The organism is Roseateles sp. P5_D6, from assembly GCF_054049415.1.
This window is the reverse complement of record NZ_JBFUMK010000007.1, coordinates 61,933-75,498: the sequence shown is the minus strand read 5'-3', so window position 1 is coordinate 75,498 and position 13,566 is coordinate 61,933. Positions and strand designations below refer to the sequence as shown.

Annotated in this window: 8 protein-coding genes; 4 read left to right on the top strand and 4 right to left on the bottom strand. The window is 68.7% G+C overall.

Annotation, left to right across the window (positions count from 1 at the left end):
* Positions 1-66 precede the first annotated feature (66 nt).
* Both ACXJKM_RS11380 and ACXJKM_RS11375 read left to right on the top strand, forming a co-directional pair.
* On the top strand, positions 67-273 hold the full coding sequence (locus tag ACXJKM_RS11380; protein WP_157282173.1) for a hypothetical protein: 207 nt from the start codon (positions 67-69) through the stop codon (positions 271-273).
* 134 nt (positions 274-407) lie between these two features.
* Complete coding sequence (locus tag ACXJKM_RS11375; protein WP_457352408.1) at positions 408-1,679, top strand: GDSL-type esterase/lipase family protein; 1,272 nt, start codon at positions 408-410, stop codon at positions 1,677-1,679.
* Here the strand turns inward: ACXJKM_RS11375 and ACXJKM_RS11370 are convergent.
* The 4 genes from ACXJKM_RS11370 to ACXJKM_RS11355 all read right to left on the bottom strand — a co-directional run bounded on the left by ACXJKM_RS11370 (position 1,666) and on the right by ACXJKM_RS11355 (position 6,879).
* Entirely contained in the window at positions 1,666-2,376 is a 711-nt protein-coding gene (locus tag ACXJKM_RS11370) for a ribonuclease activity regulator RraA (protein ID WP_056204829.1), read from the bottom strand. The two genes, ACXJKM_RS11375 and ACXJKM_RS11370, sit on opposite strands and share 14 nt — an antisense overlap.
* 125 nt (positions 2,377-2,501) lie before the next feature.
* Complete coding sequence (gene araD, locus ACXJKM_RS11365) at positions 2,502-4,229, bottom strand: L-arabinonate dehydratase (RefSeq protein WP_457352406.1); 1,728 nt, start codon at positions 4,227-4,229, stop codon at positions 2,502-2,504.
* An 11-nt stretch (positions 4,230-4,240) separates the two neighbouring features.
* On the bottom strand, positions 4,241-5,278 hold the full coding sequence (locus ACXJKM_RS11360; RefSeq protein ID WP_457352405.1) for an aldose epimerase family protein: 1,038 nt from the start codon (positions 5,276-5,278) through the stop codon (positions 4,241-4,243).
* The gene (locus ACXJKM_RS11355) at positions 5,275-6,879 is read right to left on the bottom strand and encodes a glycoside hydrolase family 43 protein (RefSeq protein ID WP_457352403.1); all 1,605 of its coding nucleotides are present in this window, start codon (positions 6,877-6,879) and stop codon (positions 5,275-5,277) included. The genes ACXJKM_RS11360 and ACXJKM_RS11355 overlap by 4 nt, the downstream gene beginning before the upstream one ends.
* 243 nt (positions 6,880-7,122) lie before the next feature.
* On the opposite strand from ACXJKM_RS11355, the gene ACXJKM_RS11350 reads away from it, so the two are divergent.
* Positions 7,123-10,863 carry a glycosyl hydrolase family 8 gene (locus ACXJKM_RS11350; protein WP_457352401.1) on the top strand — a complete coding sequence of 1,247 codons (3,741 nt, stop codon included), beginning with the start codon at positions 7,123-7,125 and terminating at the stop codon, positions 10,861-10,863.
* A 66-nt stretch (positions 10,864-10,929) separates the two neighbouring features.
* Positions 10,930-13,539 (top strand): zinc-dependent metalloprotease, encoded by a 2,610-nt coding sequence (locus ACXJKM_RS11345; RefSeq protein ID WP_457352399.1) that lies wholly within the window; start codon positions 10,930-10,932, stop codon positions 13,537-13,539.
* Positions 13,540-13,566 lie beyond the last annotated feature (27 nt).

Genomic DNA, 13,566 nt, shown 5'->3' with positions numbered 1-13,566 from the left:
CACGGGTTGCCTGGCGTTCAAGGAGGGCCGATGGGATGACCTCGGCCCTTGATGAAAGCACCGACCATGACCACGCTGACCCTCGTCTTCAATGGCCCTTCGAATCAGGCCCGCAGGGCACTCGGGGGACTGCTGCAGCGCTACCGCTCTGCCTATTTTGTTGAGCGCAGCAGCAATGAATATGCGGTGACGGCAGACGACGTCACCGCGGCGGAACTCGCGACGCAACCGCTGTGGTCGGCCCAGTTGGCCCAGGCGCCGGTACGCGGATGAAAAGCGCGCAGGACTCGGGCGCAGATCGCGGCTGAAAAGGCAAGCCGGGAGTTCTGGACAGGGCCTGCAGGTGCAACAACCACGCTCCCCGGGCCGCCTGGATGACGAGCAAATGGTTGCGCTATCATTTTGGCATGAGCCCATCTCCAAGAGCGCGCCTCCGATTCGGCCTGCTGACTGCCATCCTGCTGCTGACCGGGTGCGCCGGCGCGCCGCGAGACGATGCCGGCGGCACCTGGCTGGCGGCCTGGGCCAGCGCGCAGCTGGAGCAGGCACCGCCAGCTGACGCCCCGCTCGCGTGGCGCCAGCCCCTGCGCGACGTCAGCTTGCGCCAGATCGTGCGCGTGGACGCCGCAGGGCGGGCCCTGCGGGTGCGCATCAGCAACCTCTTCGGCGCCGAGCCGCTGACCCTGGGCGCGGCCAGCGTGGCCTTGGTGGACGGCGTGGTGGTCAACGCGGCCAGCCTGCGTTCGCTGAGCTTTTGGGGTCGGCGTGAAGTCGTCGTGCCGGCGCATGCCGAGATCTGGAGCGACGTGATCGAATTCGCCGTCCCACGCCAGGCCGATGTCGCCGTGCAGATGCATGTGCAGGCCGGGCCGGCGCAGGCCAGCATGCATCCAGGTTCGCGCATCCGCAGTTGGGCGGTGCCAGGCGATCGCGTCGGCACGGCGGACTGGCCCGAGGCCGTGGCCCAGGAAGGCTGGAGACATCTGGCAGCCTTGGACGTGCGGGCTGCCAGGGTGCTGCCCGTCCTCGTCGCGACGGGTGACTCCATCACCGACGGCTATGGCGTGCCCTCGGGCAGCTACCAACGCTGGACCGATGCGCTGTCGCGTCGCCTGATGGCGGAGAAGCGGGAGGTCTCGGTCATCAACACGGGGATCGGCGGTGGGCGCCTGCTGCGCGACGGGCTCGGTCCCAACCTCGTGTCGCGTTTTGACCGCGACGTGCTGGAAAGAACCGGCACCACGCACGCCGTCGTGCTGATCGGCGTCAACGATCTCGGCGTCAGCCATCGCGGCCGGCCGACGACGCCCGAGTCTCGCGCCACGCTGCTGGCCGAGATGAAGGCGGGTTTCACTGACCTCGCCCAGCGTGCCCGCTCACGGGGCGTCTGCTTGATCGCCTCGACCGTCATGCCCTATTCGGGCAGTGGCTATTACTCACCGCAAGCCGAGAACGAGGCCGATCRCCAGGCGCTGAACGCCTGGCTGCGTGAGCCGGGACGCTTCGATGCACTGGTGGACTTCGATGCGTTGATGCGCGACCCCGCGCGTCCGGCATTCCTGCGTGCCGAGGTCGACAACGACGGCCTGCATCCGTCGCTGGCCGGCTATCGCGTGATGGCCGAAGCCTTTCCTGTCGAAGTGCTCGACAGGCGATGCCCGAAGGTCAGCGCCCCTTGAGCTGGCGCCAGGCCGCGAAGTCCGCGGCCACGTCGGCGTCGGTCGGCGGGTACAGGCCCAGCACGCTGCGGCCGCCCATCACCTTGTCCTGCACGTAGTCCTCGAAGACGGTCATCTCGACGGATTCGTTCGCGATCTCGTCGGCCAGGTGGGCCGGGATGACGATGACGCCCTCGGCATCGCCGACGATCACATCGCCCGGGAACACCGGCGCATCGCCGCAGCCGATCGGCTCGTTGATGGCAATGGCCTGGTGCAGGGTCAGGTTGGTCGGTGCGCTCGGGCGCGAGTGATAGGCCGGCATGCTGTAGCGGGCAATATCCGGGCTGTCGCGGAAGCCGCCATCGGTGACGACGCCGGCCACGCCGCGCACCATCAGCCGGGCCACCAGGATGCCGCCCGCCGAAGCGGCACGCGCATCCTTGCGGCTGTCGATGACCAGCACCGCACCTTCCGGGCATTCCTCGACGGCCTTGCGCTGCGGATGGCTGCGGTCCTTGAACACGCTGATGTCGTTCAGGTCCTCGCGCGCCGGCATGTAGCGCAGCGTGTAAGCCGGGCCGACCATGTTCGGCAGGCCGGGGTTCAGCGGGCGCACGTCCTGGATGAACTGACCGCGCAGGCCGCGCTTGAACAGGGCCGTGCAGAGCGTGGCGGTGCTGACGCCCATCAGCTTCTTGCGGGTGTCGGGGTTCATGTGGGTCTCAATTGGAAGGGCCAAGGAACACAGCCACAGAGGCACAGAGACACAGAGGCATCCGGCTCTCTCTGTGCCTCCGTGTCTCTGTGGCTGTGTTCTTCAGCATGTGGGGCAAGCAGTTCTTAGTAGATCACCGGCTCGGGCACCGGCGCGCCGAACTGGGTTTCAAGGAAGTCGAAGTCGCAGCCCTCATGGGCCTGCAGGATGTGGCGGGCGAACATCCAGCCGTAGCCGCGCTCGTAGCGCGCGGGCGGCGGCGTCCAGGCGGCGCGGCGCGCGGCAAGTTCCTCGTCGCTGACTTCGAGGTGGATGCGGCGGGCCGGCACGTCGACGGTGATGCGGTCGCCCGTCTTCACCAGCGCCAGCGGGCCGCCGATGAAGGCCTCGGGGCTGCAATGCAGCAGGCAGCCGCCGTAGCTGGTGCCGCTCATGCGTGCGTCGGACAGGCGCAGCATGTCCGTCACGCCGGCTTTCAGCAGCTTGGTCGGGATAGGCAGCATGCCCCACTCCGGCATGCCGGCACCCTTCGGGCCGGCGTTGCGCAGCACGAGGATGTCGTCGCCGGTCACGTCCAGATCCGGGTCGTCGACGGCGGCTTTGAGGCTGGGGTAGTCGTCGAACACCAGTGCCCGACCGGTGTGCTGCAGCAGGTGCTTGGCCACGGCGCTGGGCTTGATGACGACGCCGTCCGGCGCGAGGTTGCCGCGCAGCACGGCCAGCGCGCCTTCGGCGTAGATGGGGTTGTCCAGCGCGCGGATCACGTCCGCATTGAACACCTCGGCGCCGGCGACGTTCTCGCCCACCGTGCGGCCGTTGACGGTCAGCGCGCCGAGGTCGAGCTTGTCCAGCATGACGTTCATCAGCGCGGACAGCCCGCCGGCGTAAAAGAAGTCCTCCATCAGGTAGGCATCCCCGCTGGGCCGGATGTTGGCGATGACGCCGACATGGCGGCTGGCCACGTCGAAGTCGTCCAGCGTGACCGGCAGCCCGGCGCGGCGGCTGATGGCGACCAGATGAATGATGGCGTTGGTGCTGCAGCCCATGGCCATGGCCACTGCAATCGCATTGGCGAAGCTGCCCTTGCTGAGCAACTTCGCTGGCGTCAGGTCGCCCCACACCATCTGCACGATACGCCGGCCGCATTCCGCCGACATGCGGATGTGGTTGGCGTCTGGCGCGGGGATGCTGCTGGCGCCCGGCAGCGTGAAACCCAACGCCTCGGCAATGCCCATCATCGTGGCCGCCGTGCCCATCGTCATGCAGGTGCCGTGGCTGCGCGCGATGCCGGCCTCCATCTCGGCCCAGGCCTGGTCACTCAGGCGGCCGGCGCGGCGTTCGTCCCAGTACTTGAAGGCGTCCGACCCCGAGCCCAGCACCTGGCCGCGCCAGTTGCCGCGCAGCATCGGGCCGGCCGGCAGGTAGATGCAGGGCAGGCCCATGCTCAGCGCGCCCATCAAGAGGCCGGGCGTGGTCTTGTCGCAGCCGCCCATCAGCACGGCGCCGTCCACCGGGTGGCTGCGCAGCAGCTCCTCGGTCTCCATCGCGAGGAAGTTGCGATAGAGCATGGACGTCGGCTTGACCATGCTTTCGCTGAGCGAAATGGCCGGAAGTTCCAGCGGCCAGCCGCCCGCTTGCAGCACGCCGCGCTTGACGTCCTCCACTCGCTGCTTGAAGTGGCTGTGGCACTGGTTGGCATCGCTCCAGGTGTTGACGATGGCGATGACGGGTTTGCCGATGAAATCCTCGGCGGCGTAGCCCATCTGCAGCACACGGCTGCGGTGGCCGAAGCTGCGGAAATCGTCCTTGGCGAACCAGCGCGCACTGCGCAGCTCTTCGGGTGTCTTGGTCATGGGCAGCGGCTTCATCGGGCGAGGGCGTCGAACTCCAGGCGCATCCAGCGCGCCAGCGTCTGGCCGGGGCGCAGGATGCAGCCCTGCTCGCGCCAGGCCGGGTGGTTGGGCGCGTCCGGGAAGAACTGCGGCTCCAGCGCGATGCCGGCATGGCGTGAAAAGGGCAGGCCGTCGCGGCCCTTGGCATGGTGCACGAAATTGCCGCTGCAGACCTGCAGGCCAGGGTAGTTGGTGAAGAGTCGCATGGCCAGGCGTCCGTCGGCCGAGACCAGCGCGGCGGCGGGCGCCTCGCCGCGTGCGGCGTTCTCGTCCAGCACGAAGCAGTGGTCGTAGCCGCTGCCGCGCGCCTGCTGCTCGCCCTGGCCCAGGCCATCGCCGATGAGGCGTGGCTGACGCAAATCGAAGGGCGTGCCGTTGACCGGGGCGACTTCGCCGGTCGGGACCATGTCGGGCCGCACCGGCAGCATCGCGCTCGCGGCCACCTGCAGCCGATGGCCGAGCACGGGCGCTGCCGAGCCGTCGAGATTGAAGTAGGGATGGCTGGTCAGGTTGACCGGGCAGGGCGCGCTCACGCGGGCGCCGAAGTGCAGCGTGAGGACTGGGCGCTGCGGGTCCAGGCGGTACTCGACTTCGGCGCTCAGTGCACCGGGGTAGCCCTGGTCGCTATCGGGCGAATGCAGGGCCAGGCGCAGGTGGTGCGTACCGTGGTCGACGACCGTCCAGCTGCGGCGGTCGAAGCCATCCGGACCGCCGTGCAGCTGGTTCTCGCCCTCGTTGGCGACGAGCCGATGCGCGCGCCCGTCCAGCGTGAAGGCGGCGCCGCCGATGCGGTTGGCATAGCGGCCGACGATGGCGCCGAAGAAGCCGGGCTCGCGCAGATGAGCGGCCGGCGTCGCGTGCCCGAGCACGACCTCACGCCGGCTGCCATCTGGCATGGGCACGAGGCAGGACAGCCAGCGCGCACCGAAATCGCTGACCTGGATCTGCAGGCCGCCAGCCGTGCCGAGCGTGAAGACCGCGGGATCGGCTGCTGAACCCTTGGTGCTCATCGAGGCAAGTAGTCGAAGCGGGTGAAGTCAGCCGTTCGGGCGCGGCCGCTGGTGTCGAAGGCCAGCATGCCGATGAAGGCGCCGGTGAAGGAGGCATGCTCGGCGCGGCCGCCTTCGTCGGAGATGACGCTGGCGTCCAGCACCGGCCCCACGGGCTGCCAGCCCTGGCCCCAGTCGGCGAGGAACTGCAGATGCGGGCCGTCGATGTCGGCAGCGAGTTGCACCGGGCCCTCGGCGGGCAAAGGCACGGGTTCGCCGAGGGGGAACTGCAACCGGTTGTCCGGCCAATCGCCGGGGCAGGACAGGATGCTCAGCACGCGGCCCAGCCCGTCCGCCCAGGTGATGAGGAGGGCGTGGAACTTGTGGCGGTTGTAGTAATGGGTTAGGCCCGCGGCCTGTTGGTAGGTGTCGGGAGAAAAAGCCGCCACCGTCGTCTCGGCGCGCAAGCCGGCATCCTCCTGGCGCCGCGCCACCAGGCTTTGCTCAAACCAGCTGCCCACCGACTCGCGCCCGGTCAGCCGCAGTGCGCCGCCGGTGAGCGTGAACAGCCGGTCAGGCTCGGGCGTGCGCAGCCACTGGAATTCCTGCGGCAGGCGCGGGCAGTTGACGAAGCTGCGCCGCACGGCTTCGCGCGGCAGCGGCTGCGCATCAGTGGGCGCAGCCACCTCGACGGCCGGCACCATGCCGCCGTCGGCGAGGTAGAGCCAGTCGTCCTCACCCCAGACACAACGTTGGATGGCCGTCTCGCGGCCGCGCGGCGAGCGCCGCGTGCCCGGCAGCGGCCGGCCGCAGAGGTGGGCGAGGTAGACGCTGCCGTCGGCCAACTGCACGACCTGGCCGTGGCCGGCGCGCTGCAGCGGCGCGTCGGGTGCGTCCTTGCTGCTGACGACGTGCCGCTGGGGGTGGGTCTCGTAGGGGCCATGCAGCGCGCGCGAACGCGCCAGCGTCACCGCGTGGCCGTAGCCGGTGCCGCCCTCGGCCGTCATCAGGTAGTACCAGCCCTGGCGCTTGAAGAGGTGCGGCCCTTCGACCAGGCCCAGCGGCGTGCCGCGGTAGATGTTGGTGACCGGCCCGACGAGCTGGCGGCGTTCGGCGTCCCATTCCTGCAGCAGGATGCCGGCGAATGCGGAGGCCTTGGGCTGGCCGCCGATGGAGCCGGTGCGGTGGTCCCAAAGCATGTTCAGGAACCACTTGCGGCCATCGTCATCGTGGAAGAGGGAGGGATCGAAGCCCGACGAGTTCACATAGACCGGGTCGCTCCAGGGGCCCTCGATGCTGGGCGCCGTGACGATGTAGTTGTGCGCATCCTTGAAGTTACCCTCGAAGCGCTTCACGTCGGTGTAGACCAGCCAGAACAGGCCGTCCGCGTAGGACAGGCAGGGCGCCCAGATGCCGCAGGAGTCCGGGTTGCCGCGCAAGTCGAGCTGGCTCTTGCGGCTCAGCGGGCGCGTCACCAGCGTCCAGTTGACGAGGTCGCGCGAGTGGTGAATCTGCACGCCGGGGTACCACTCGAAGGTGGAGGTTGCGATGTAGAAGTCATCGCCGACGCGGCAGAAGGAGGGGTCCGGATTGAAGCCGGGCAGCACGGGGTTGTGGATCATGAATCGTGGCCTGCTGGACGTGGGCAGTGCGGGCGGCTTCGAAAAGGTTACGCTACCATAAATAGGCTGAAGCGCGCCTTTATGGAATTCATCATGGCGGCGTGCATCAGGCAGAAGTGGGCTGAGATACCAGGGAAAATCCCGATCAGCCCCCGCGATCATCTTTGTGCTTTAAAACTGATTGCGTAAACATCAATGGCCAAAGAGCGTCCCGTGCCAGGACGCCGGGCGTGGAGACTAGCGGTGATTCGTCGTGTTTTGAAAATCCTCGCGGGGCTGCTGGTCGCGGCTGGTGTTTGCGTGCCCGCCCTGGCTTGCGACGCACCCGTGTCGGTCTGCGCGCATGACCCCGGCCGCGCGCTGGCACTGGTGAAGGCGGGCCAGGCGGCTGGCGTTGTTGTCGATGCTGCGGCCGATCCGGCGCTCCAGCATGCGAGCCGCAACTTCGCGGCGGACCTGGAGCGCGTGTCGGGCAAGCCGGCAGCGCTGCTGAACCGTATCGCCGACGCGCGCGGCGAAATCGTGGTCATCGGCGAGCTGGGGCGCAGCCCCATGCTGGACGATCTCGTCGCCCGCCGCAAGCTCAAGCTCGACGGGCTCAAGGGCCGCTGGGAGGCCTACCGCCAGGTGGTCGTCGAGCAGCCCTGGCCGGGCATCGCCCGTGCCCTCGTCATCGTCGGTTCGGACCGCCGCGGCGCGGTCTTCGGCACTTACGACCTGTCGGCCCGCATGGGCGTCAGTCCCTGGGCCTGGTGGGCGGACGTGCCGGTGGAAAAGAAGACCGATGTCTTCGTCACCGCGGGCGCCCGTGACGACCAGCCCCAGGTCAAGTACCGCGGCATCTTCATCAACGACGAGGCGCCGGCGCTGAGCACCTGGGCGCAGGCCAGGTTCGGCGGCGCCAACTCGGCCTTCTATGCCCATGTCTTCGAGCTGATCCTGCGCCTGCGCGGCAACTACCTGTGGCCGGCCATGTGGGCGCCGCGCGCCTTCAATGCCGACGACCCGAGGAACATGGTGCTGGCCGACGAGATGGGCGTCGTCATGGGTACCTCCCACCACGAGCCGATGTCGCGGGCTCATGACGAATGGGCGCGCTCCAAGGGCGGCGCCTGGGACTACGCGAAGAACCCCGAGCAGCTGCGCGAGTTCTGGCGCGGCGGCATCCAGCGCACGATGGGCCGGCCCGGCGGCAAGGCCTTCGACACCCTCGTCACCGTGGGCATGCGCGGCGACGGCGACGAGCCGATGAGCGAGGGCACGGCCACCGCACTGCTCGAAAGCGTCGTGCGCGACCAGCGCAAGATCATTGCCGACGTGACCAGCCAGCCGGCCGAGAAGACGCCGCAGATGTGGGCCCTCTACAAGGAGGTGCAGGACTACTACGACAAGGGTATGCAGGTGCCCGACGACGTGCTGCTGCTGTTTGCCGACGACAACTGGGGCCAGATCCGCCGCCTGCCGGTGAAAGACCTCGACCGCAAGGGCGGCTACGGCGTGTACTACCACTTCGACTACGTGGGCGGGCCGCGCAACTACAAGTGGCTCAACACCAACCAGATCGAGAAGACCTGGCAGCAGATGAACCTGGCCCACGAGCGCGGAGCGGACGCGCTGTGGATCGTCAACGTCGGCGACATCAAGCCGATGGAGTTCCCGATCAGCTTCTTCCTCGACATGGCCTGGTCGCCCACGCGCATGACGCCGGCGGCGTTGGCGGCCTACCCGCGCGACTGGGCGGCGCGGACCTTCGGCGGCGCTCAAGCCGCGGAGATCGGTGAGCTGGTCACTCGCTACAGCCAGTATGCGGCACGGCGCAAGCCTGAGCTCGTCGACGCGGGCAGCTTCCGTCTCGGCAACGCCTCGCCCGATGCGCTGGATGGCGGCGACTTCGGCCGCCGCGTCGCCGAATGGGAGGTGCTGGAAGCGCGCGTGGCGAAGGTCAAGGCGGGGCTGAAGGCCGACCAGCTCGACGCCTACTTCCAGTTGGTCGAGCACCCCGTGCTGGCGATGGCCAACCTCTACCGGCTGCACTACGCGGCGGCATGGAACCGCAAGCTGGCTGCGGCGGGTGACGCACGCGCCGATGTCTTTGCCGACCGCGCCGAGGCTGCTTTCCAGCGCGACCAGGCCATCGCCGACCAGTACCACGCCCTCGCGAACGGCAAATGGGCCGGCATGATGCTGCAGACCCATATCGGCTACACGAGCTGGCAGCAGCCGGACAAGAACATCATGCCGGCGGTGAAGCGCGTGGCGGGCAGCGCCGATCCGGCCGAAGTTCAACGCCAGCTGGAGCGCGCCACGGCAGAACCGTCGAACGCGATCACGCTGGAGGCGATTCGGTTCAGCCGCGCCATCAACGGCCAGGGCCTGACCTGGACGGTCATCCCCAACCTCGGCCACGGCCAGGGCGCTGTGACGGCCTTGCCGCAAGGCCACGCGCCGACAACGCTGGCCGATGGCGTGCGGCTGGAGTACGACGTCGACACGTCGCACGCCGGCGACACGCTGCTCAGCCTGCACATGGTGCCGACGCTGGACACGCGCAATGCGGGCGGCATCCGCCTGGCCGTGGCCGTCGACGAGTTGCCGGCGCAGGAGCTCAAGCTGAACCTGGTGCCGACTGCAGGCCCCGAGCTGAGCCGCGGCGAGAAGGACTGGGCGCAGGCCGTCAAGGACAACGGCTTTGTGCTCAGCGCACGCTTTGCCAGCCTGCAGCCCGGCCGTCATGTCATCAAGGTCTGGCGCCTCGATGACAACGCGGTGCTGCAAAAGCTGGTGCTGGCACCGCTGGCCTCGGTCACCCTCCCGCCGCGTGGCGCGGCACATACCGGCAACTACCGCAACCTGCTGCGCGAGATCCGCCCCAGCGTGACCGAGGCCGACATCGACGCCAGGCTGGCCGGCTACTGGCAGTCGCTGTTCGAGGGCGACGCCGAGCACCGTGTCGTCTACCCCGCGCCCGCCACACCTGACGGCCCGGCCGCCTATGTGCTGGACGTCAACAACGCCGATGTGCGCAGCGAGGGCATGTCCTACGGGATGATGATTGCCGTGCAGATGGGCCGCAAGGCGGAGTTCGACGCGCTGTGGAACTGGGCCGCCACGCATATGCGCTACCGCACGGGCCCGCGCGCCGGCTACTTTCGCTGGCAATGCCAGCCCAAGGGCTGCGACAAGGACACCGTGCCCGCGTCCGACGGCGAGGAGTACTTCGCCACGGCGCTGCTGATGGCGGCCGCCCGCTGGGGCAATGGCCAGGGCCTGTACGACTACAACGCCCAGGCCCAGGCCTTGCTCAGCACCATGCTGCACAAGGAGCAGATGAACGGCGGCATCGTCGACGGCGTGCGCTCGATGTTCTCGCCCGAGCGCGGCCAGGTCGTCTTCGTGCCTATCGGCAAGGCGGCCGACTTCAGCGACCCGTCCTACCACCTGCCCGCCTTCTACGAGATCTGGGCCCGCCGCGCCGCCAAACCCGAGGACCGCGAGCGCTGGGCCGAGATCGCCGGGATCAGCCGCGCCTACTTCTCCGTGGCGGCCCATCCGAAGACCGGCCTGACGCCCGACTACGCCGAATTCGACGGCCGCCCGCGCGTGCATGAAGGCCATGAGGACTTCCGCTACGACGCCTTCCGCACGGCGGTGAACTGGAGTGTCGACCAGGCCTGGTGGGACAAGAACCCGGACGCCGCGGGCTTGAGCCGCAAGCTGCTGGGCTTCTTCGCTTCGCAAGGCAATGGCGGCAAGCCCTATCCCCATCTCTACGCGCTGGACGGCAAGCCCTTGAACGACGAACCCTCCAGGGGCCTGATGGCCAGCAATGCCGTCGCGGCCTTACTCGTCGACAAGCCGCTGGGTGCGCGCTTCGTCAACGATCTCTGGGCGCTGGAGCCGCCCGCCGGCCAATGGCGTTACTACGACGGCCTGCTGCAGTTCATGGCGCTGCTGCATGTCACGGGGCGCTTCAAGGCTTGGTGAGCGCGTCGGCCCCTTGCCTATGATGCCCACCGTGCGCGCTGTGGTGCGCCGGACCCAAGGGATGCCATGAAAAACAAGACGCAAAGCCGGGCGCTGTCAGCCGCCCTGCTGCTGGCTCTGGCCGTTAGCCAGGCTTTCGCCCAAACGCCCCCCGCTCCGCCGGCCTCCGGCGCCTCGGCGCCCGCTGGCGCAACGCGCCCGGCGGCGCCCGACGTGACCGAGCCCAAGCCCTTCGACAAGGTCATCACGGCCGAGGCCAAGACGCAGGAGGGCCTGTTCCGCGTCCACAACCTCAAGAACAAGCTCTATTTCGAGATCCCCAAGGCCTTGCTGGAGCAGCCGCTGCTGATGGTGGCCAACGCCACCGCCGTGCCCGCGGGCCAGGATCATGTGGGGCGCACACTCAACCAGGACGTGCTGCGCTTCGTGCTCAAGCAAAACCGCGTGATGCTGCAGCTCGTGTCGCACGATGCGGTGAGCGCGCCGGGCAGCCCGATCGCGGACGCCGTGCGCCTGTCCCAGCGGGATGCCATCCTGGCGGTGTTTCCGGTGGAGGCTTTCGGCAAGGACGGCGCGCCGGTGATTGAGGTCACGCGGCTGTTCAACTCCGAAGTGGGCGATTTCAGCGCCCGTGCCATGGTGCGCGGCGGCGTGGACAGCAGCCGCAGCTACGTGGAGCAGACCAAGGCCTTCCCCGGCAGCGTGCGGGTGGACGCGGTGCATACCTACACCGTCATGCCGACGCCCATGCCCACGATACCGGGCCTGCCCGTGCTGCCGCAGATGCAGGCGGCGCGCAGCGTGTCGCTCAACCTGGCCTACAGCATCGTGCAACTGCCCCAGCAGCCCATGATGCCGCGCCTGCTGGATGACCGCGTGGGCTTCTTCAGCGTCAGCCGCACCGACTTCGGCGCCGGCGCGCACGAGGTCCGGCGCGAGCGCCTGATCACCCGTTGGAGGCTGGAGAAGAAGGACCCCGGCGCCGCGGTGAGCGAGCCGGTCAAGCCCATCGTCTGGTACATCGACAGGGCCACGCCCACCTCGCTGGTGCCCTATGTGAAGAAGGGCGTCGAGGCCTGGAACGAGGCCTTCGAGGCCGCGGGCTTCAAGAACGCCGTGCAGGCGCGGCCATTCCCCACGCCCGAGGAAGACCCGGAGTTCGACCCCGAGGACGTGCGCTACAGCGTCATCCGCTGGGTGCCGTCGCCCACCGCCAATGCCTACGGCCCGCACCTGGCAGACCCGCGCAGCGGCGAGATCCTGAACGCCAACATCGTGATGTTCCACAACATCGTCCAGCTGCAGCGCGACTGGTACGTCACGCAGGTGGGCCCGCTGGACCCGCGCGCCCGCAAGCTGCCGCTGCCGGATGACCTCATGGGCGACCTGGTGGCTTTCGTCGTCACGCACGAGGTGGGGCATTCGCTGGGCTTCCCGCACAACATGAAGGCCAGCTCCCTGTACCCGGTGGACAAGCTGCGCGACCCCCAGTGGCTCAAGACCATGGGCCATGTGCCCACGCTGATGGATTACAGCCGCTTCAACTACCTCGTCCAGCCGGAGGACAACGTCGATCCCGCGCTGCTGATTCCCAAGATCGGCCCCTACGACGTGTTCGCCACCCGCTGGGGCTACACCCCCATCCCCAGCGCCAAGACGCCCGAAGAGGAGCGCCAGCAGCTCAACCTGTGGGCGCGCGAGCAGGACGGCAAGCCCTGGCTGCGCTTCAGCGCGCCCAAGGCCGAGGGCGGCGACTTCGGCGAGAACGCCGAGGCCGTCGGCGATGCGGACGCCGTGGCCGCCACCACGCTGGGCATGCGCAACCTGGAGCGCGTGGTCAAGATGCTGCCGGGCCTCGTGCCGCAGGACGGCAAGGACGACAAGACCCTGGAGGATCTCTACCGCGCCACCTGGACGCAGTGGCTGCGCGAACTCAGCCACGTGGCGGCCATCGTGGGCGGCTACGGCGTGCAGAACAAGCACAACGACCAGCCCGGCGCCATTGCCACGCCCGTGCCTCGCGCCCAGCAGGTTCGCGCGGTGAAGTTCCTGACCGGCCAACTGCTGGCCACCCCGCCATGGCTGCTGGACCCGGCCGTGACCCAGCGCCTGCGCGCGTCCGAGCCACCCGGCATGGTCAGCACCTCCCAGCGCAGCCTGCTGCGCATGATGCTGGACCCTGCCCGCACACAGCGCCTGGCAGCCCAGGAGGCGCAGTTCGGCGCCCAGGCCTACCGCCTGGACGAGCTGTTGTCCGAGCTGCGCCGCGGCGTGTTCACCGAACTCGCCAGCGGCGCTGCCATCGCCGCGCCGCGCCGCGGCCTGCAGCGCCACTATGTCGACACCCTCGCTGCGCGCCTCAATTTCACCGGCCTCAGCATTGCCGGCCTGATGGGCCTGGACGACGGCCAAGCCGTGGTGAGGGCCGAGCTGCGCGATCTCAAGGGTGTGATCAGTGCCAAGGCCACCAGCGGGGACCGCATCCAGCGTGCCCATCTGCAAGGCCTGGTGGACACCATCGACAAGGCCCTGGACCCCAGGTTCGCCCCTGCCGCCAACCCGCTGGCTTCGCTGCTGCGCGTCATCGGCTACCAGGCCGCGGATGCCTGGGAGCCCGCGGATCAATCGCAGTGCTGGCCCTGGCCTGCGCTGCTGCCCGGGCAGGACAGCGACTGATGCGGCCTGCCGCCCTTGGCTCGGCCG